Below are 20,649 nucleotides of genomic sequence, written 5' to 3'. Positions count from 1 at the left end.
TACTTGTCATAGGGAGTCATTGTGTGGAATATTAACTCCAAGATAAACGGGGTAAAGTTTGTAATTTTTTCAAAGGAAATTTGATAATCATGCTGCTTAATGATCTCGCATTATTTGTTCGCGTCGCCGATTGCGGCAGTATTTCTGCAGCTGCAGCCGAAATGGAACTCTCTGCGGCGTCGGCAAGTGCAGCGATTAAACGCCTTGAAAAACAGCTTGATAGCAGTCTGTTTGTGCGCACGACTCGAAGCCTTAGGTTAACGGCGCAGGGGGAACGTTACCTTATTCATTGCCGCCGAGCCTTAAGTGATCTCGCATTAGGAGAGCAGGCTATAGCCAGTGATAAGGGCAAGATCTCTGGCACCTTGAGCCTGTCGGTTTCATCCGACTTTGGACGTAACCTATTCGTCCCTTGGCTCGATGACTTCCTCTTAGATTTTCCGCAGCTGCAGGTGCGCTTGCATTTGGGCGACAATATCAGCAGTTTTTACCACGATAAAATAGATGTGGCGGTGCGTTACGGTAAGCCGCAGGATTCTAATCAGGTCGCCTTCCCGATTTGTTCTGTAGACAGAGTGTTATGTGCCTCGCCTGAATATCTAGCAAGGTTTGGTAAACCCGAAACCTTAGAGCAGCTAACGCAACATAATTGCTTGTTTTATAAGTTAGATGATAGAACCCATGACCAATGGCAATTCGAACGCGATGGGCAAGAATTTAAAATCCGCGTGACGGGGAATCGCAGCGCGAATGATGCGGAAATCGCTCGCCGCTGGGCGGTTGCAGGGAAGGGCTTAGTATTTAAATCGAGCCTAGATCTGGCGGAAGATATTATGGCGAGGCGCCTTGTTCCCTTACTCCCCGAATATCGAGGTGAGGCGGTTAATCTATATTTAGTGTGTCCTGGGCGCGAACATGTGACTCCCGTCGTGCTGCTACTACGCGAAATGCTTAGGCAACAGACCCAAACCTTAAGCCGAGCCTTGGCGGCGTACCTTAAATCTTAAACGCTGTTTACATGCAAGTTGAATGTACTCCTTACCCAAAGCATTGATATTTAGTGATGAAATTGCGAAGGCTGTTACCCGTTAAAGGCTGTTTAATGTCGGGAGGCTCGTATGTTACATGGCTTACAAAGGGCAATAAAAAAGCCGCATTTAGCGGCTTTTTTATGGAAGATGAATCTCGAATTAAGACTTAGCGCGTTTCATCGCGGTGAAGAATTCTTCGTTGGTCTTAGTCATCGCCAGTTTATCGATCAGGAATTCCATTGCGCTGACTTCATCCATTGGATTTAAGATCTTACGCAGGATCCACATCTTTTGCAGCTCATCAGGCGTCGTCAGTTTTTCTTCGCGACGAGTACCACTGCGGTTGAAGTCAATCGCTGGGAATACGCGTTTTTCAGCGGCTTTACGAGACAGATGAAGTTCTTGGTTACCAGTACCTTTAAACTCTTCGTAAATCACTTCGTCCATCTTAGAACCGGTATCAACCAGTGCGGTAGCGATAATGGTTAAGCTGCCGCCGTTTTCGATGTTACGAGCCGCACCGAAGAAGCGCTTAGGACGGTGCAGGGCGTTAGCGTCCACACCACCAGTTAACACTTTGCCCGATGAAGGGATAACAGTGTTGTAGGCGCGGGCTAAACGAGTGATAGAGTCGAGCAGGATCACGACGTCTTTCTTGTGTTCAACTAAACGCTTGGCTTTTTCAATGACCATTTCAGCCACTTGCACATGACGGCTAGCTGGTTCGTCGAAGGTTGATGCAATCACCTCGCCTTGAACTAGGCGTTGCATCTCGGTCACTTCTTCTGGGCGTTCATCGATCAGCAGCACCATCAACACCACTTCAGGGTTGTTGTAGGTGATTGACTGAGCAATGTTTTGCAGTAATAGGGTTTTACCCGCTTTTGGTGGCGCAACGATCAGACCACGTTGCCCCTTACCGATCGGCGAGCATAAATCCAAAATACGGGCAGTGATGTCTTCAGTAGAGCCATTACCACGCTCCATGCGCATACGTTCTTCTGCGTGGAGTGGGGTTAAGTTTTCAAAGAGGATTTTGTTGCGAGAGTTTTCTGGTTTATCAAAGTTAACTTCGTTAACTTTTAGCAGGGCAAAATAACGTTCACCTTCTTTCGGTGGGCGAATCTTACCAAAAATAGTGTCGCCCGTTCGCATGTTAAAGCGGCGAATTTGGCTTGGTGACACATAAATGTCATCTGGGCCAGCTAAATAAGATCCATCTGCACTACGTAAGAAACCGAATCCGTCTTGGAGTATTTCTAATACACCGCCACCGAAAATGTCTTCGCCACTTTTGGCGTGGGCTTTAAGAATAGAGAAAATAATGTCCTGCTTGCGAGCACGGGCCATATTTTCGAGTTTCATATTTTCGGCTAGCGAGACTAGGTCGGATATCGGCGTGTCTTTTAATTCAGTTAAGTTCATGTTGGGGATCTTGTGTTACGCGACAAAGCTTACCGCGATCAATCAGTAAAGTTTGTGATTCAGGATAGTGATTGACGAGCGAGAAGTGGTTTAGTTAGAAAGAATCTGGTTATTAAAGTAGCACTAACAAAGCGGGGCGTCCAGAAATTTAGGGGTATTCCGGCACAATTAATTAAAGCTTGTGCCGGAGGTCACTCATAGCGACAACAAATTAGATTTGTGCGTCGATAAACTCTTTTAATTGAGTTTTAGACAGTGCGCCAACTTTAGTCGCCGCTAATTCACCGTTCTTAAATAACAGTAAAGTTGGGATACCACGAACGCCATATTTCGCTGGAGAAACGTTGTTTTGGTCAACGTTTAGTTTAGCGATAGTTACACGGCCTGCGTACTCTTCGGCAACGTCGTCAAGGATTGGAGCGATCATTTTGCATGGACCACACCATTCAGCCCAGAAGTCTACCAATACTGGTAAATCGGCCTTTAATACGTCGTTTTCGAAGCTGTCGTCGCTCAGGTATATAATTTTATCGCTCATGATGTTCTCCAGTTTGGTTGCCATTGCTGGTTTGTTAATGGCTTACCATGTATATTGGGGCTGAAAAATAGCTTTTCAAGTTACCTTTTTACAATGTGGCTATTTCAAACGATCGAGTATCTTATTGCAACCCCAAATGGTATGCTTGCGCTATGAGCCAAACACATTTATCTAATCAAAAATTTGCCGACCTTCCTCTGCATCCAGAGGTAAAACAGGCCCTTGCCGAAAACGGCTTCGAATTTTGTACGCCAATACAGGCGTTATCATTACCCGTATTACTTCAATCAAAAGATATCGCCGGCCAAGCTCAAACGGGCACAGGTAAGACAATGGCGTTTTTGGTTGCCACCTTTAACCATTTATTATCGACGCCAATTCCTGAAAACCGTCAGCTTAATCAGCCGCGTGCCATCATTATGGCCCCCACTCGCGAGCTGGCGATTCAAATTGCAAAAGACGCGATTCTCCTTGCCAAGCACACTCACTTAAAAGTGGGGATCGTTTACGGTGGCGAGAGTTATGATATTCAACGTAAAGTGCTCGACCAAGGCGTTGATATCTTAATCGGGACTACCGGTCGGATTATCGACTATGTGCGTCAGGGCATTATTAGCTTAAATGCGATTCAAGCTGTGGTCTTAGACGAAGCCGATCGCATGTTCGACCTCGGTTTTATCAAAGATATTCGTTTCCTCTTCCGACGTATGCCCAATGCCGATCAGCGTCTGAATATGTTGTTTTCTGCGACGCTTTCAATGAAAGTGCAGGAGCTGGCTTACGATCATATGAATGATCCCGTGAAAGTCGAAATTGCTCCCGAAGAAAAAACCTCTAAGAACATCAAAGAAGAAATTTTCTATCCTTCCCAAGAAGATAAAATTCGTTTACTGCTGACATTGATTGAAGAAGATTGGCCCGAGAAGGCCATTGTTTTTTCAAACACTAAGCACAGTTGTGAGAACCTATGGTCTTGGCTTGAGGGGGATGGTCACCGTGTCGGTTTACTGACGGGCGATGTGCCGCAGAAGAAACGAATTCGTATCCTTGAGCAATTTACCCAAGGTCAATTAGATATTTTAGTCGCGACCGACGTTGCTGCACGCGGATTGCATATCTCCGATGTTTCTCACGTCTATAACTATGATTTACCTGATGATTGTGAGGACTACGTCCATCGTATCGGTCGTACAGGACGTGCAGGTAACAAAGGCGTATCGGTCAGTTTCGCCTGTGAAGAATACGCTCTAAACTTGCCAGCGATTGAGAGCTATATCAATCACTCTATTCCGGTGAGTAATTATGACCGCGATGCGTTGCTGGATGATATTCCTCCGCCGGTCAAAATTCATCGCAAACACCCCGCTGGAGCGCGCAATTTACGTGAGCGCTCTGGAGCAGGGCGACCTCAAGGTGCTCATCGTAGTGGTGGTCGTCCACCTCGTCATGACAGGACGCGTAGACAGCCGTAAATGCCAACACCTGCTTATGCCGCCATTACTTTAGGCTCTAACAGTTTTAATATGCTGATCGCTAAGACAAAAGGTGGTCGGCCACATATTATTGCTAAATATAAGCGTAAGGTCAGGTTGGCAGAAGGTATCGGTGAAGATGGTCATTTAACTGCGGAAGTGATGCAGCGTGGCTTAGATTGCCTAGCGATGTTTGCTCAAATGTTAGCGTTGCATAAGATCCATCCAAATCATGTCGCTGTGATTGCCACGGCGACACTGCGTACAATTAATAACGCCGATGAGTTTAATCAGAAAGCGATCCCGCTCCTAGGTCATCCGATTGAAATTATTTCGGGTATGCGTGAGGCCGAGCTAATTTATCAAGGCATGGTGGCGACTACCTGCGGGCAAGGTCGACGTTTAGTCATTGATATTGGCGGTGCCAGTACCGAGTTTATTATCGGTGATGGTCATCAAGTTCAGTTTAAGACCAGCTTACCTATGGGCAGCGTGACTTTTAACCGTCGCTTCTTTAGCAACGCCCCGTTGCAAGAGCTTGATTTTGACGATGCCAAACAAGAAGTGCTGGAAGTCTTAGGTGAACATAGACAAAGGTTAAAAGACTTGGGGTGGCACTGTGTCGTTGGGGCTTCTGGCGCGGTGCAATCTGTGGTTGAAGTTTTAATGCACCGTAAGTTGTCGGAAACCATTACCTTAGCCGTGCTGACACAGCTCAAAGCGGAAATCCTTGCCGAGGAGGATGCTAGCCTAGCCGGAGTTATCGGCCTAAGTGCCGAACGTGCGCCGACATTTGCCGCTGGGGTGGCAATTTTACTCGCACTCTTTGAACTCTTGGGGATTGAGCTGTTGGCGTTATCAGGTGGTGCATTGCGTGAAGGCGTGTTAGTTATGCTGGCGCAGCGGATTTTAGAAGAAGCAATTTAATCTCAACGCTAGAATTAAAATACAAAGGCCGCGAAGTTTGCACTTGGCGGCCTTTGTTATTTGACAGCTTGAGATTATTTTAAGATCTCGACTAAATCTTTTTCGAGCGATACTGTTGGACGTTCAACGATACGGCCAATTTCCTTACCTTGCTGTTGCACGATAAAGGTTGGAATACGCTTAAATTCGTATTTTGCCGCTAGTCCTTCGGGGTCCTGTTTACTGCGATCGACTCCGATATAAGTCACTTTGATATTGGGGTTAGCCACTTCTTCCATGATGCGGATAAAACGTGGTGTTTCACGGTGACAGTCTGGGCACCAAGTACCAATAATGACTACGATTTCAGTCGGCTCAGAGATATTTTTCAGCGGCGCTAAGGATGCGGTATCCACCTGATAGCTTTTGTAGCCCTCTGCAAATTCATTGAGATCTTTTACTAAATGTTGCGCTTCAACTACACCTGTTAAAATCACTTCTTGTTTCTCCTCGCTGCAGGTGGCAATCAAGCCCTGTTGTTGCTCTTCAAAACCACAGCCGCCATTTGCCAGTACCTGGCAACTAAAAAATAACGCGGTCGTGGCGAGTAATGCTTTAACGTTATTGTGCATGATATGCCCTCGAAATCGAAGAAGAATAATGAGATTGCATTCAAACACTAATTTGCGCTTTCTAAAAGTTACGGATGAATTTGCTGCAACCCAGATCACGTCTTGCTAATGTAAAACCTAAATCTTACCCACTAAATACTGGTTTTTGTTATTGGGCTCGTTCCAATAATTTGCTCAGGATGGGCTTATTGGCCTCTGGGAAATCGTAATGGGTTAGTTCATGCTTATCGACCCAAGCAATTTGTTGTCCCTCAAGCCCTTGTGCCTCACCGGTAAATTCACTGACAGTGTGAATATCGAGTAACACTTGTTTGTCGGGATAATCGTAGCTCAAGGCCATAAAGGGTTCACTTGTGCTGACGATTAAAGCAACTTCTTCTTTTAACTCACGAATTAAGGCTTGGGTAACAGTTTCGCCCTGTTCAACTTTGCCGCCTGGAAATTCCCACTTGCCGCCTTGATGTAAATGCTCTGGGCGCTTAGCCAGTAGGATTTGCCCGTTAGTGTTGAGGATAATGCCTACGGCGACATGAATACGTTTTGTCATAAAATTCTGCTTCTAAAGAACTGTAATGAACTAATTATTGAGGCTTATTCTTTAAAGAAACTCTCTTCGTCGTAACCGAGTTCATCTAAAGCATCGACGTCAAACTCAGACTTGACGGGAATAGCGTGTTTCTCGGAGGCCCAATCACCTAGGTCGATCATCTTGCAGCGTTCACTGCAAAAAGGTTTGAATTCCGATTGGGCCCCCCATTCTACTGGGGTTTTACAAATAGGACAGTTGACGGTTAACGGCATAATAGACTTCTCCTTAGCAGTCGACTGAGAGAATAAGTGAATCGCTGAGTATCAAAGCGTGCCAAAGGAGGCTTACAGCTTTACTCTGCAGAAACATAGAGGTCGTTAGTGTAAAGGCTTCAGGCACAGGTCGCTAGTAAGAATTCGATGCTACGGTCGGAATGGCGTTGTTGATCGAACTGCACAAAGTGGATCGCGTAGCGATTTCGGTGACCACTGATGGTGGGGTAGCAGCCTTGTGCAGCATCGACTTTGACTCGCACCAGCGAGAGTGCTTGAGCGCTATCTCCTTGGTAAAAACCGGCGTGGGCGGTGGCATTATCGAAATGAGCGGTACTGCGGGTGAGTTGAAGTAAAAGCGTGATAGGGGTGAGTAAGGGATCAAAATGGCTGATCCAAGCTTGGTAGTCCTGCTGTCTTTCTTCCCAAGGTTTAGCGAGCCAAAAATGCAGTTGTGGAAGGTCGAAGTTGCAGCAGGCCCCTGGCATGCCAAACCGCTGTCGAAGAGCGGAGAGAAAGCGGTCTTGTTTTAGCTGGCTGCCACAGCGTTCTGGGCGTTGTAATTGCTCTCTGGCTTGCGTCAATGATTGAATGTAAAACTCAATCTGTTCGCTATCGACATGCTCTAGTTCCTGCCATTTACTCAGCTGTAGCAGATTACGCTCGATATCTTTCAGTACTTCATTGCGATAATCGCAACGCTCGGATAATTCGCACAGGGAGAAAAGAGGGTAGAAACATCTATGCTGGTGGTCGTGATTTAGGTTATTAACGAGCTGCTTATTGAGATATTCGAGCCGCAAGTAGCTGCGAATTTTCTCATTTAGTGGCTGTTCGTAAACTAAGTCAGTCATGGGCATTGTGATTACCGGATAATTGTAAATAGCGCTGGTGCAATGCTTGCACCTCTTGTTTGAGTGTTGATATCTCTCCCTGATTATCAATAATGTCATCGGCTCGAGCGAGTTTTTCACTGCGACTACATTGGCTATTAATGATGTTATTTACCTGAGTTGCATCCACATTGTCCCGTTTTACGGTACGGCTTATCTGCAATTCCGGTGAAATATCCACCACTAAAGTCCGATTGACTAACCTATCTAACCCATTCTCAAATAGCAAGGGCACAACCATAATTACATAGTCTGAGGTGGCATTTTCAACTTGAAAAAGCATTTCTTGGCGGATCATTGGGTGTAGCAATTGATTCAACCATTGTCGCTCTTGCTCATCGCTAAACACTCGTTGCCGCAGTTTTGCACGGTCAAGCTCACCTTTGGCAGTTAATATTTCAGTACCAAAGTGAGTGATTATTGCTTCGAGCCCTTTTGAGCCTTTAGCGACAACTTCACGGGCGACTACATCGGCATCGACTAAGTCGACACCTTCTTCGGCAAATAAGTTGGCAACGGTGGTTTTTCCGCTACCAATGCCACCCGTTAGACCTACGACAAATTTGGACATAAGATTCTCATATAGATGATGTTCTTATTCGATTTGGACTATTCCGCACGAGCTTGAACGCGAAACGCAAAAGATAAAAAGGTGTATCCAGTTCATTTCCTACAGCGTGCTTAGATACCAATCGACTATGGGCTGTCCCCATATTAGTGCTCCCCAACCAGCTGCCGCAATATAAGGCCCAAAGGGGATCGGGTTTGCGAGCTGATTACGTTTGAGTACGATGAGCGTGATACCAACAAGGGCGCCGACTAAAGAGGACATTAATATGACTAGGGGGAGCATTTGCCAACCTAGCCATGCGCCAAAAACGGCGAGCAGTTTAAAGTCGCCGTAACCCATGCCTTCTTTACCTGTGAGTAGCTTAAACAGCCAAAACACCGACCAGAGACTTAAATAGCCCGCTACTGCGCCTATAACGGCATCGGTTGGAGTGGTAAAGGTATGGTTTAGGTTAATCAGTAACCCTAGCCATAAGAGTGGAATGGTCATCTGGTCGGGAAGCAACATCTCATCCAGATCAATGCCTGTTAATGCAATCAATACAAAGGTTAATATTGCTGCAAACACAAATTGCCAGCTTGGGCCAAAATGCCAAGCGAGTGTCGCAACAAGTAATCCTGTTACCAACTCAATAATCGGATAACGTGAGGATATTGACGCATGGCAGGCGGCGCATTTTCCTTTCAGCATTAACCAGCCCAAAATCGGCAGATTATGCCAAGGTTTGATTGTGGTTTTGCATTTAGGGCAAGCGGAACCTGGTACCACTAGATTGTATTTTTCAGGGTAAGTATCTATCGGCTTATTAAGTTTTTCGATACCAATCTGTTTTACTACATCAGCATGATATTCCTGCAGATATTGATTGCACTCCTGTTGCCATTCACGCTTCATCATTACAGGAATACGGTGAATGACAACATTTAGAAAGCTACCAATTGTAGCGGCAAACACAAAACTTAACGAAATAAATAGCCAAGGACTCTGCGCAAGAGAGTGGCTTAAAAGATAAATAAATTCTGGCATTAGTTTTTAGTCACTAGATTTTTTATTCTAATCAAAAATGTTAGGGCTAACCCACAACATTGCCCATTTGGAAAATTGGTAGATACATACCGACAATTAAGCCACCAACTAAGGTACCAATGACTACCATCATAATGGGTTCGATAAGGCTTGATAAGCCATCAACAGCGTCATCTACTTGCATTTCATAAATATTCGCCACTTTGTTCAGCATATTATCGAGTGAGCCGGACTCTTCACCAATCATCACCATTTGGATCAACATATCGGGGAAAAGTCCTGTGGTGCGCATGGCGACGTTCATTTGCATCCCCGCCATTACTTCTTGACGCACTTTTAACAGTGCGGCGCGATAAACCGCATTACCAGAGGCACCTGCCGCTGACTCCATACCATCAATCAAGGGAACCCCTGCGGCGAAGGTGGTAGCTAAGGTGCGGGAGAATCTTGCCATCGCCGCTTTATGGAGAATTTCGCCAATTACGGGGATTTTCAGCACGAGCTCGTCTATCCGGTCCCTAAACATTTGTGAATTTCGGTGGGCGCGCACAAACAACCAAATGCCTATAACAATTGCTGCGAAGAAAATATACCAAGAGCTTTGTAAAAAGCGTGATATACCGATAATTAATTGGGTAAAAGCGGGCAGTTCTGCACCAAAACCTTTAAAAATCTCTTCAAATTGTGGGACAACAAATAATAAAAGCAATGTTGTTACAGCAATAGCAACCACTACAACGGCAGCCGGATAAAACATCGCCTTTTTAATCTTAGATTTTAAGGCTTCTGCTTTCTCTCTATAGGTTGCAATCCGATCGAAAACGGCATCGAGTGAACCCGAATGTTCACCCGCAGCCACCAAGTCCACATAGAGATCATCGAAATAGCGTCTGTGGGGACGCAGTGAATCAGAGAGCGGGATACCCGATTGCACTTCCGACAATATGCTCCCAAGCAGTTCGCGCATTTTTTGCTTTTCATGACCTCGGCCGAGCATTTCTATGGTCGTGACTAAGGGAACGCCTGCCGCCAGCATAGTTGCTATTTGCCGGGTTACCATTGCGATATCCATAGGTTTGATATCGGGATTGCGGGCAAAAAGAGGTGATGCTTTTTTGCGGACAACTTTAGGGTTTACCCCTTGGAGTTTGAGCTGGCTTTTTACTTCGGCCACACTGGCGCCTTTTAATTCGCCACCGGTTTTTTTGCCATCACGGTTTAAACCTTTCCACTCAAAGGTATATATTTTGGGGGGCGTTTGTTGCTCGTTCTTTTTGGCGCGAGGCTTTTTTACTGTTGTTGCCGTAGCCATAGTGTATTCCTGTTAGTCACAGTTAATCCCTGTTAGGCATTGCTAGCTATAAGTTGATTATTACTAGATTAGTATATATAGCGAAAGATAAATTATCTTATATAAAACTGTTGTGAGAGTGATGCTCTTTATTGCAACCAAGGTACAAGTTAGTAAGCTTAAAAACTAGTTACCCTATTCACCTCGGCAATACTGGTTACCCCTTGTAGTACCTTAAGGAGACCGGACTGGCGTAGATCGCGCATGCCTTGAGCCTTAGCTTGATCTGCTATCTGTAATGAATTGCCGCCTTCCATAATAGTACGGGCAATTTCATCGGACATTTTCATCACTTCGTAAATACCTACCCGCCCTTTATAACCGCCGGAACAATGCTCACAGCCTACAGGCTTATAGGTGGTAAAGCCTTGGGCTATTTGCTGTTCGGTAAAACCTAGACGTTGTAATTCATGCTCGGGAATATGCTCCGCCTCCTTGCACTCAGGGCAAAGCCGCCGTGCAAGTCGCTGGGCAATAATAAGGTTAACAGAGCTGGCAATATTATAGCCTGGTACCCCCATATTAATTAAACGGGTTAAAGTTTCCGCTGCTGAGTTGGTGTGTAGTGTGGATAATACTAAGTGGCCGGTTTGAGCGGCTTTAATGGCAATTTCGGCGGTTTCAAGATCGCGGATCTCACCCACCATTACTACATCGGGATCTTGACGTAGAAAAGAACGTAGCGCTGAAGCAAAGGTTAAGCCCGCTTTTAAATTAATATGGACTTGGTTTACACCCTCAAGGTTTATCTCTACCGGATCTTCGGCGGTAGAGATATTACGTTCGGCGGTATTAAGTATATTTAACCCCGTATAAAGTGAAACCGTTTTACCCGAACCTGTAGGACCTGTGACTAAGATCATGCCTTGGGGTTTTGCCAGCATCTCAAGGTAGAGCTTTTCCTGGTCAGGCTCATATCCTAGTTTTTCAATACCGAGCTGTGCGGAGGAGGAGTCTAATATCCGCATTACTATTTTTTCACCCCAAAGGGTCGGTAGTGTACTTACCCGAAAGTCTATGGATTTAGTACGGGAAAGTTTCATCTTAATCCGCCCATCCTGAGGGACGCGGCGCTCGGCAATATCGAGTTTAGACATCACCTTTAAGCGAGCTGATAAGCGCCCGGCTAGACTAATTGGTGGTTCGGATACTTCATGTAAAATACCGTCGATACGAAAACGAATGCGGTAGCGTTTTTCATAGGGTTCAAAATGAAGGTCTGATGCCCCTTTACGAATTGCATCGGTTAATATCTTATTAATATAAATAACAATAGGCGCATCATCGCTGCCATCACCAGCGTTTTCCTCTTGACGCTTATCGGTATCGGTAATCTCAATGCCCGCTAAAGCCGCCTCGTCCATACCGCCTAAATCTAAGCCGGTAATATCTTCCTCTAATACCTTTTCAAGGGCTTTAGTGAGTTTATCTTCTTCAACTAGGATGGCTTCGGCATGCAGGCCCGCGCTAAATTGAAACTCTTCGAGGGCGGCAATATTGGTTGGATCTGAGGTGGCTATATAGAGGCGATTACCACGTTTAAACAGGGGCAAGCAGCGATGTTTTTCAATCAGCTTTTTATTAATAAATTCTTCTGGAATGGCGCTAATATCAAATTCAGCTAAATCCAGTAGCGGGGTGCCATATTCTTCATAGCAAAGCTCGGCAATAGAGCGTGCCGAAATCAGCTTAGTTTGAACTAAAGTAGTAACGAGAGTCTGTTTAGTTTGGCGGGATTTAGTGATGGCATTAGCCATCTGCTCTTCATTAAGCAGGCCTTTACGGATAAATAAGGTTGATAAACCTAAATGAAGACCTGTTGTTGGCATAAAACCTTAGTCTTAATAAATCGGTGAGAAGCAGTTAATAACACAATCTCCTCACCTATACTCTTGAAAATAAAAATAAATTAGCAGAATTTTGTGCAGTTATCTACCCAAGTTACTTGGCCGCCTGCTAATGTACCTGTAAGAATGTAAGTATCACTTGCCGTTACCCCACCAAAAGCAACTGGAGTTACAGTTATAGTTACTTTATCTGCTGCGGTACTTGCAACTTCGACTTTAGTTACTAATCCTGATGCACCTGCAGCAGATGGTACACCTCCTTTACCATGACCACAGTTTGCAGCTGCTAGAGTTCCCTCTACTTGTCCGCAAACTTCAAGAGCAGTTTTGAAAGACGAAGCAGCTTGTACTATTTCTGTATATTTTGCTTTATCAGTATAAGTTTGATAAGCAGGTAGTGCGATTGCGGCCAAAATACCGATAATGGCAACTACAATCATTAACTCGATCAAGGTGAAACCCTGAGCTTGCTTGTTTAAACCTTTATTCATTGCTTTCATTTCTTTCTCCAGCTTACGCAGTATTAATTAACAAGTTAACTTGTAGTCACCCAATGATAAGTAAAAATCCTTATTTAACAGTTACTTTTGCTTATCAGTTTTACTCTTTAGCTTTGTTCTTAGCAGGCAGTGCTTACAACCGTAAAGCCTATACCATATTGGCTGATAAATCGATTCAAATTGTAACAATTTACCAACACATCATTTTGTATAGATTATGCTTTGCTATATCGTCAAACATTTTGCCGCTATCAATGTGCCTTTTATGCAGACTCGTTATGTTATTGAGGTCGCGAGTCGCATGAAATTGCACAGGTTTTGTGTATCATTGGGAAATTTTCAGAGCGCCATCGCACTGTCTCATATCACCCTCATTTACACTTAATTTAACTCTTCTTGCAATGAGTCATGTGTCGAGAATAAGTACTTCACATGACACTTACTTCAATCCTTTGCTGTCTTTTCGTATCTCTATTTATAAAAGTGAGATACAAAAACTCCATGTCTTTAGTGCGTCTAGCATGACGCTATTCCCACTTCCGTAAAAGTTAGTACAAAGTTAAAAAAAAGGGAACTGCTTTTTGGTGAAAAACACTAATAAAATGATTATTTTGTCTAAAAAGTTGACATTAAAACGTATTGCGTTCTAACAATAAATTGACGGGGTCGTAAATGTTGACGTTATTGAGCATTGTGTCAAAACTGCGACATATTTTTGTAGCTTGTGAGAACGTTTTGACTAGTTCAAGATTGTTTTATTTAGTCGCTCTAATTGGTTAATTAATCGGGATAGGGGTACTATAAAATTATTTTTATTCAATATGTTAATTTTTTCCTTGCTATATGAATGGTTCAATTCTGAGGTGGTGTTAGGTTAACACTTTGTCTTTATTGTTTATAATATTGCGCAATAACGAAGATATTTTAGTCAATGTTTTAGTCATAATGGCAAGGCGGCTGGTTTGTGGTTCGTAGTGAGAGATTGATAAATAAGAGTGAGTGAAAGTTAATTTGTTTAAAATATGATTAAAGCGACAATATTCTATATCGTTATTTGTCGAAAAAAGGCCGGATACAATGCCGCCAGATGGTTTAAGCAATGCTTTGATAGTGAAGCGAAAAATACTTTGATAGAAACTCGTTGAAAAAGCGGCTAAATATTAAGCTTAAGCCGCTTTAAGTTGGGTTGAATTATAACACCTTCGACAGAGCTGACTTGAATGGGCTAAGACTTGAGTCTGAGTGAAAGATCGAGTGCTCGAACGTGCTTTGTTAGAGCGCCAACTGAGATATAGTCGACCCCTGTTTTAGCAAATTCTGCCAAGGTATCTAAGGTAACATTGCCTGAGACTTCCAGCTTGGCGCCGCTGCCTTTAGCCTTGTATTGATTATTGAGTTCGACGGCTTCAACCATCATGGTGATGTCAAAGTTATCTAACATAATGATATCTGTGCCTGAATCTAGCGCTAATGCGAGTTCTTCTAAGGATTCGACTTCGACTTCTACGGGTTTATTGGGGTGCAAGCTGCGCGCAGCATCCACCGCTTGGCGTATACCACCGCAGGCCATAATGTGATTTTCTTTAATTAAGAAGGCATCAAACAGACCAATTCGATGGTTTTTCCCGCCGCCACAGGTGACCGCGTATTTTTGAGCCGTGCGTAGTCCTGGGATGGTTTTGCGAGTATCGAGTAAGCGTGTGTGAGTGCCCGCTAACTTATCGACATAATGTTTTGTCAGCGTCGCTACTCCTGACAAGGTCTGAATAAAGTTCATCGCAGTGCGCTCGCCCGTAAGGATAGTGCGTGCCGGGCCTGATAGTTCACATAACACTTGGTTTGGTAGCACCAGATCGCCATCATCAACATGCCAGTGCAGTGCGACTTCGCCACCTAATTGGTTGAAGACTTGTTCGGCCCAAGCTTTTCCGCAAAAAACACCTTCTTCGCGGGTGATTAAGGTCGCTTCGGCATATTTATCAGCAGGAATAAGTTGGGCGGTAATATCGCCGTAGGCAATGGCTTTGCTGTGCTCGTTGATCTCGGTTCCACCAAGGTCTTCATTGAGGGCGGTTTTTACGGCGTGGCGAATATCGTTCTCTAGCATGATTAGGTCCTTGCATTCTTGCATGCCACAGATGGCGTGCTTGAAATTGCTTGCTTGCATTTAAGGCTAAGATTACCACCTAGTGCGGGTGATAAAAAGTCACGGGGAGTGGGCCGATTGATATTATCCGGCTAACTGATGATGGTTTGGGATGTGGCTGGTTATTTCACCTTTGTCATTGAATTGCATATATTCAGTCACTTAATGCTGTTAGAGTAGTGGCATCATGCCTGTAATATAGGAAGAGCTTATGCGCTTTGATGCCGGATGGTTTTCCTCTTCTCGACGCTGCGAGTCACCACATTTTAACCGTCGTCCCTTTGGGGAAATTAGCCTGTTGGTGATCCACAATATTAGCCTGCCTGCGGGATGCTTTGGGTTGCCTTATATTGATCAATTATTTCAAGGATGTTTAGATACCGAGGCCGATGAAAGTTTCACCGATTTAGTGGGGCTACAGGTATCGGCGCATTTTTTAATTCGCCGCGATGGTGAATGTGTACAGTATGTCAGTTGTGAGGATAGAGCCTGGCACGCTGGTGTATCTCGTTATGGTGAAAGGGAAAATTGTAATGATTTTTCCATTGGTATCGAGCTTGAAGGCACTGATACTGAGCCCTATACTGCCGCCCAATATCAACAACTGATAGAGCTGACTCAAGCCTTATTGGCACAATATCCCGCGTTATCTGCGCAGCGGATTGTCGGTCATTGCGACATTGCGCCAATGCGTAAGACGGATCCAGGACCAAGCTTCGACTGGGAAAGGTATCTAACAGCGTTAGGTTAGAAGCGAAAAGGAACAGGCTGAGGGAGAGATATTTTCGCTAATAACCCTGAGCGTTTCCGGCTTTTTTACAAGGAGTATTACCGATGGCATTATTTTCATTACTGGTCGCCATTCTTGTGGAACGATTGAAGTTCCTTCCCGCTTCGTGGCAATGCGACCGCGTACTGCAATCCTATCAATCGACTTTTTTTGGCGACAAAGCCTCGTTAACCAGTACCAGTATGTTGCTCGCCTTAGTGCTGCCGGCTTTAGTGGTGCATGTTTTGGGTTGGATTGCGTCAGGCATGTTTTGGGGGCTGCTAAGTCTCGCCCTGTGGGTGGTGGTTGCGATTATTTGCTTTAATCATCAAAAACAGCGCGATACCTTCAAAAAGTATATGCAGGCGGCGTGTCGTTCCGATGTGCAGGCCTGTTATCACTATGCCGCTGAATTAGATTGCAGTGAGTGTTTGGATGCGGTTTCTGAAAAAGACCTAGGGGCCAAGGTAGGGCAGAGTGTTGCTTGGATTAACTATCGTTATTACGGCGCAGTGGCATTATGTTTTATCTTCCTAGGCCCAGTTGGCGCAGTCTTATATTGCACAGCACGCTTTTACGCCGAAGAGAATGTGCGTAAATCCCTTAACCTACCGCTTATCGAAGATATTATGTTTGTCCTAGATTGGATCCCGAGCCGGGTATTTTCCTTTGGCTATGCGCTCAGTGGTCAGTTTAGTGAGGGGCTATCTGCTTGGCGCGACCATGCGTTAAATATCAATGCCAGTGCCAGACGTGTGGTGACCGAAACCGCGTTAGCCTCCCAGCCACTGCCGGAGGAGTCTAGTGCGCCTGTCTGCGTGCAATCGACCTTAGCATTATTAGTCTTAAGTAAACGTAATTTCACTCTGATGGTTGCAGTGTTGTCGCTATTGACCATTTTTGGCTTAGTAACTTAAGACGTAGCCGCCTAGTGACATTTTATTGAAGGAATTGATGAATGTGATTCGCCAATTCCTTTTTGTTTTTAAGACGCTTAAACCAACATTTCTGCTAGGTCACAGAATGCTATTTCGCCACTGTATTTTGGAATGATTTTCGGTGAAAATGCCTTTTGCTCAGAGGCTTATTTGGCATTCATTTACTTATGTCAAATGGTCTGACCCCATAGTGACATTTTTAGGCTATGCTCTCTCATCGTGAGCTGTTTTGAATGGGATCACCTTTTAAGGTCGATTTTCAATCTAGACATCAAAAGTCTGATTTGATAAAGTGCGCTCACTCATAAAAATTGGTAAGACCAATTTACAACGGAGCTGAGTGCCTAATGGCCTATAGTAAAATTAATCAGCCAAAAATTTCTGATGTGATCATGGCGCAACTCGAGCAGATGATCCTCGAAGGCAGTTTACAGCCGGGTCAGAAATTACCGCCGGAGCGCGAACTGGCCATCCAGTTTGAAGTGTCTCGCCCCTCATTGCGTGAAGCCATTCAAAAGCTTGAGGCGAAAGGGCTATTAATGCGCCGTCAAGGCGGTGGCACTTATGTCAAAGAACAACTCTGGCAGAGTCTTGCCGATCCTATCGTTGAATTAATGACTGCCGATCCAGAGAGTCAGTACGACTTGCTGGAATTCCGTCATGCGACCGAAGGCATGATGGCCTATTTTGCCGCATTGCGTGGCACAGACGCCGATATGCAGAATATCAAGCGCATGATCCTTGAGGTGGAAGCCGCCACCAATATCGAACAACAAGCCGCTGCCATTGTGCGTTTCTACCGCGCCGTCGCCGAAGCGTCACACAATGTGGCTATGTTGCATCTCGTACTCAGTTTAACCCCTGTGCTGCATAAGAATGTGGCGCAAAACCTGGAGCTTTTAAGCCGCCGCGAAGAAGCTTCCACTATGGCTAACGATCACAGACGTGCTCTGCTCGCTGCAATCGTTCGTCGTGATCCTGAAGCCGCCAGAGAAGCCTCGAATGAACATTTAAGTTACATCGAAGAGGTGATGTTATCTGTGCGGGAAGAAGATAGCCGGTTGCAGCGAAGTTTGCGCCGTTTAAAGAGTGGCGCTTAAGTTCCCGACTTTAGCACTCGCTAAAGCGGAATATGCCGCAAACACCATTCATTATCATGTATATAGAGAAGGACAGTGTCATGTCTGAAGATATGCTACAAGACTTAGATCCGTTAGAGACTCAGGAATGGGTTGACGCCCTGCAAGCTGTATTAGAACAGGAAGGCCCTGAGCGCGCCCATTTCTTATTAGAGAAACTGATCGATAAAGCCCGTCGCAATGGCACACACTTGCCTTACACTGCGACCACAGCCTATTTAAACACAATTCCAGCGGGTCAAGAGCCGCACATGCCAGGCAACCAAGAGATGGAACGTCGCATTCGCGCCATCATCCGTTGGAACGCCTTAGCTATGGTTCTGCGTGGTTCTAAGAAAGATTTAGAATTAGGCGGCCATATTTCGAGTTTCGCGTCGAGCGCGACCATTTATGACGTGTGCTTCAACCACTTCTTCCGCGCGCCAAACGAGAAAGACGGCGGCGACTTAGTGTATTTCCAAGGCCATATCGCTCCAGGTATCTACGCTCGTTCATTCTTGGAAGGTCGTTTAACTGAAGACCAACTGGCTAACTTCCGTCAAGAAGTGGATGGCAAAGGTTTGTCTTCTTATCCGCACCCTAAGTTGATGCCTGACTATTGGCAATTCCCAACTGTTTCTATGGGTCTGGGGCCAATCCAAGCGATTTACCAAGCTCGCTTCTTAAAATACCTGACTGACCGTGGTCTGAAAGATTGTTCTGATCAAACCGTTTACTGCTTCTTAGGTGACGGTGAGTGTGACGAGCCAGAAGCCTTAGGTGCTATCGGTTTAGCCGCTCGTGAAGAATTAGACAACTTAGTCTTCATCATCAACTGTAACCTGCAACGTCTGGACGGCCCAGTACGTGGTAACGGTAAGATCATCCAAGAACTGGAAGGCGAATTCCGCGGCGCTGGCTGGGAAGTGGTGAAAGTGATTTGGGGTCGTTACTGGGATCCATTATTGGCCCGCGATACCAGCGGTAAGTTACTGCAGTTAATGGAAGAAACCGTTGACGGTGAATACCAAAACTGTAAAGCCAAAGGTGGCGCTTATACGCGCGAACACTTCTTCGGCAAATACCCAGAAACCGCCGAAATGGTGGCTAACATGTCAGACGATGACATTTGGCGCTTAAACCGTGGTGGTCATGACCCAGTTAAAGTGTACGCAGCATTAGACCATGCACGTAAGACTAAAGGTCGTCCAACGGTGATCCTAGCGAAAACCGTTAAAGGTTACGGCCTAGGTGATGCGGGTGAAGGTAAGAACATCGCCCACAACGTGAAGAAAATGGGTATCGAGTCTATCCGTTACTTCCGCGATCGTTTCAATATCCCAATTCCAGACGATCAATTAGAAGATCTGCCGTTCTACCACCCAGGTCCAGATTCGGAAGAAGTGAAGTACATGATGAGCCGTCGTGCCGAGCTGCATGGCAGCGTGCCACAACGTCGTGAGAAGTTCAGCGAAGAGCTGGAAGTGCCATCACTGAAGATTTTCGACTCGATTCTGCAGGGTTCTAACGGCCGTGAAATTTCGTCAACTATGGCGTTTGTTCGCGTACTGACGGCACTGTTAAAAGACAAGAAAATTGGCAAAAACATCGTGCCAATTATTCCTGACGAAGCGCGTACTTTCGGTATGGAAGGTCTGTTCCGCCAAGTGGGTATTTATGCGCACGAAGGCCAAAAATACGTTCCGCAAGACTCTGACCAAGTGGCTTACTACCGTGAAGATAAAACGGGTCAAGTGCTGCAGGAAGGTATTAACGAATTAGGTGCTATGTCATCTTGGGTATCGGCTGCGACTAGCTACTCAGTGAACGATGTGCCAATGATCCCATTCTACATCTACTACTCAATGTTCGGTTTCCAACGTATTGGCGACATGGCATGGGCAGCGGGTGATATGCGTGCACGCGGCTTCTTAGTCGGTGGTACTTCTGGCCGTACAACCTTGAACGGTGAAGGTCTGCAGCATCAGGACGGTCACAGCCACGTACTTGCTAACACTATTCCTAACTGTATTACCTACGATCCAACTTACGGTTATGAAATTGCCGTTGTGGTACAAGATGGTATTCGTCGTATGTACGGCGAGAACCAAGAAGACATCTTCTACTACCTGACCACAATGAACGAAAACTACGAGCAGCCAGCCATGCCAGAAGGCGCGGAAGTTGGCATCGTTAAAGGTATCTACAAGTTAGAAACCGTTGCTGGCTCTGGTAAAGGCAAAGTTCAGTTAATGAGCTGTGGCACCATTCTTGAGCAAACCCGCAAAGCGGCTCAGGCTCTGGCGAAAGACTTCGGTATTACTGCCGACGTATTTAGCGTAACTAGCTTCAACGAACTGACTCGCGATGGTCAAGCGGTTGAGCGTTGGAACATGCTGCATCCAACGCAGACGCCAAAACAAGCGTATATCAGCCAAGTGATTTCTAGCGATGCACCAGCCATTGCAGCAACTGACTACATGAAGATCTACGGCGAGCAGTTACGTGCTTACATGCCAACCGATTACAAAGTGTTAGGTACTGACGGTTTCGGTCGCTCAGACAGCCGTGACAACCTGCGTCACCACTTCGAAGTGGACGCTAAGTTCATCGTTATCGCGGCACTGAAGTCACTGGTTGATCGTAAAGAGCTGCCTGTTGATGTGTTAGCGAATGCCATCAAGG

19 protein-coding genes are annotated in these 20,649 nt (G+C 45.4%); 7 read left to right on the top strand and 12 right to left on the bottom strand.

What is annotated here, in order from left to right; translation table 11 throughout:
- Nucleotides 1-89 precede the first annotated feature (89 nt).
- Nucleotides 90-1,007 (top strand): LysR family transcriptional regulator, encoded by a 918-nt coding sequence (locus ACK5NH_RS18275; RefSeq protein WP_416922365.1) that lies wholly within the window; start codon nt 90-92, stop codon nt 1,005-1,007.
- A gap of 183 nt (nt 1,008-1,190) precedes the next feature.
- Here the strand turns inward: ACK5NH_RS18275 and rho are convergent, their stop codons facing one another.
- Together rho and trxA are read right to left on the bottom strand one after the other, a co-directional pair.
- Nucleotides 1,191-2,456 (bottom strand): transcription termination factor Rho, encoded by a 1,266-nt coding sequence (gene rho / locus ACK5NH_RS18270; protein WP_011621213.1) that lies wholly within the window; start codon nt 2,454-2,456, stop codon nt 1,191-1,193.
- A gap of 211 nt (nt 2,457-2,667) precedes the next feature.
- Nucleotides 2,668-2,994, bottom strand: a complete 327-nt coding sequence (gene trxA, locus ACK5NH_RS18265; protein WP_011070766.1) for a thioredoxin TrxA — start codon at nt 2,992-2,994, stop codon at nt 2,668-2,670.
- Nucleotides 2,995-3,146: 152 nt separating this feature from the next.
- Between trxA and rhlB the strand changes: the two genes are divergently transcribed.
- Together rhlB and ACK5NH_RS18255 are read left to right on the top strand one after the other, a co-directional pair.
- On the top strand, nt 3,147-4,466 hold the full coding sequence (rhlB, locus tag ACK5NH_RS18260) for an ATP-dependent RNA helicase RhlB (protein WP_416922362.1): 1,320 nt from the start codon (nt 3,147-3,149) through the stop codon (nt 4,464-4,466).
- Nucleotides 4,467-5,393, top strand: coding sequence for an exopolyphosphatase (locus tag ACK5NH_RS18255; protein WP_416922360.1), 927 nt, complete (start codon nt 4,467-4,469; stop codon nt 5,391-5,393).
- Between the two features lie 74 nt (nt 5,394-5,467).
- On the opposite strand, the gene ACK5NH_RS18250 is transcribed toward ACK5NH_RS18255, so the two are convergent.
- The 10 genes from ACK5NH_RS18250 to nadC all read right to left on the bottom strand — a co-directional run bounded on the left by ACK5NH_RS18250 (nt 5,468) and on the right by nadC (nt 15,100).
- On the bottom strand, nt 5,468-6,004 hold the full coding sequence (locus tag ACK5NH_RS18250) for a thioredoxin family protein (protein ID WP_416922358.1): 537 nt from the start codon (nt 6,002-6,004) through the stop codon (nt 5,468-5,470).
- A 148-nt stretch (nt 6,005-6,152) separates the two neighbouring features.
- Nucleotides 6,153-6,551 (bottom strand): 8-oxo-dGTP diphosphatase MutT, encoded by a 399-nt coding sequence (gene mutT / locus ACK5NH_RS18245; RefSeq protein WP_416922356.1) that lies wholly within the window; start codon nt 6,549-6,551, stop codon nt 6,153-6,155.
- A gap of 44 nt (nt 6,552-6,595) precedes the next feature.
- Nucleotides 6,596-6,805: a DNA gyrase inhibitor YacG gene (gene yacG / locus ACK5NH_RS18240; RefSeq protein ID WP_416922354.1), complete on the bottom strand. Its 210-nt coding sequence runs from the start codon at nt 6,803-6,805 to the stop codon at nt 6,596-6,598.
- Nucleotides 6,806-6,924: 119 nt separating this feature from the next.
- The gene (gene zapD, locus ACK5NH_RS18235) at nt 6,925-7,659 is read right to left on the bottom strand and encodes a cell division protein ZapD (RefSeq protein WP_416922352.1); all 735 of its coding nucleotides are present in this window, start codon (nt 7,657-7,659) and stop codon (nt 6,925-6,927) included.
- A complete protein-coding gene (gene coaE / locus ACK5NH_RS18230) occupies nt 7,652-8,269 on the bottom strand; it encodes a dephospho-CoA kinase (protein ID WP_416922350.1) in 618 nt (205 codons plus the stop codon). The genes zapD and coaE overlap by 8 nt, the downstream gene beginning before the upstream one ends.
- 99 nt (nt 8,270-8,368) lie before the next feature.
- Nucleotides 8,369-9,295 carry a prepilin peptidase gene (locus ACK5NH_RS18225; protein WP_416922348.1) on the bottom strand — a complete coding sequence of 309 codons (927 nt, stop codon included), beginning with the start codon at nt 9,293-9,295 and terminating at the stop codon, nt 8,369-8,371.
- A gap of 46 nt (nt 9,296-9,341) precedes the next feature.
- Nucleotides 9,342-10,607: a type II secretion system F family protein gene (locus ACK5NH_RS18220; protein WP_416922346.1), complete on the bottom strand. Its 1,266-nt coding sequence runs from the start codon at nt 10,605-10,607 to the stop codon at nt 9,342-9,344.
- A gap of 158 nt (nt 10,608-10,765) precedes the next feature.
- Nucleotides 10,766-12,475 carry a type IV-A pilus assembly ATPase PilB gene (gene pilB / locus ACK5NH_RS18215; RefSeq protein WP_416922344.1) on the bottom strand — a complete coding sequence of 570 codons (1,710 nt, stop codon included), beginning with the start codon at nt 12,473-12,475 and terminating at the stop codon, nt 10,766-10,768.
- Between the two features lie 80 nt (nt 12,476-12,555).
- Nucleotides 12,556-12,993, bottom strand: a complete 438-nt coding sequence (locus tag ACK5NH_RS18210) for a pilin (RefSeq protein WP_416922342.1) — start codon at nt 12,991-12,993, stop codon at nt 12,556-12,558.
- A gap of 1,225 nt (nt 12,994-14,218) precedes the next feature.
- Nucleotides 14,219-15,100, bottom strand: coding sequence for a carboxylating nicotinate-nucleotide diphosphorylase (gene nadC, locus ACK5NH_RS18205; RefSeq protein ID WP_088211949.1), 882 nt, complete (start codon nt 15,098-15,100; stop codon nt 14,219-14,221).
- A 250-nt stretch (nt 15,101-15,350) separates the two neighbouring features.
- Here nadC and ampD point away from each other — a divergent pair, with 250 nt between their 5' ends.
- The 4 genes from ampD to aceE all read left to right on the top strand — a co-directional run.
- Nucleotides 15,351-15,890, top strand: coding sequence for a 1,6-anhydro-N-acetylmuramyl-L-alanine amidase AmpD (ampD, locus tag ACK5NH_RS18200; RefSeq protein WP_416922340.1), 540 nt, complete (start codon nt 15,351-15,353; stop codon nt 15,888-15,890).
- A gap of 83 nt (nt 15,891-15,973) precedes the next feature.
- Entirely contained in the window at nt 15,974-16,825 is an 852-nt protein-coding gene (gene ampE / locus ACK5NH_RS18195) for a beta-lactamase regulator AmpE (RefSeq protein ID WP_416922338.1), read from the top strand.
- Between the two features lie 368 nt (nt 16,826-17,193).
- Nucleotides 17,194-17,946, top strand: coding sequence for a pyruvate dehydrogenase complex transcriptional repressor PdhR (gene pdhR / locus ACK5NH_RS18190; protein WP_011070781.1), 753 nt, complete (start codon nt 17,194-17,196; stop codon nt 17,944-17,946).
- 80 nt (nt 17,947-18,026) lie between these two features.
- Nucleotides 18,027-20,649 (top strand): pyruvate dehydrogenase (acetyl-transferring), homodimeric type (gene aceE, locus ACK5NH_RS18185; RefSeq protein WP_416922336.1); only part of this gene is annotated, 2,623 nt, incomplete at its 3' end.

The organism is Shewanella sp. (assembly GCF_047975355.1).
Classification (GTDB): Bacteria; Pseudomonadota; Gammaproteobacteria; order Enterobacterales; family Shewanellaceae; genus Shewanella.
This window is presented reverse-complemented; position numbering and strand designations above follow the sequence as displayed.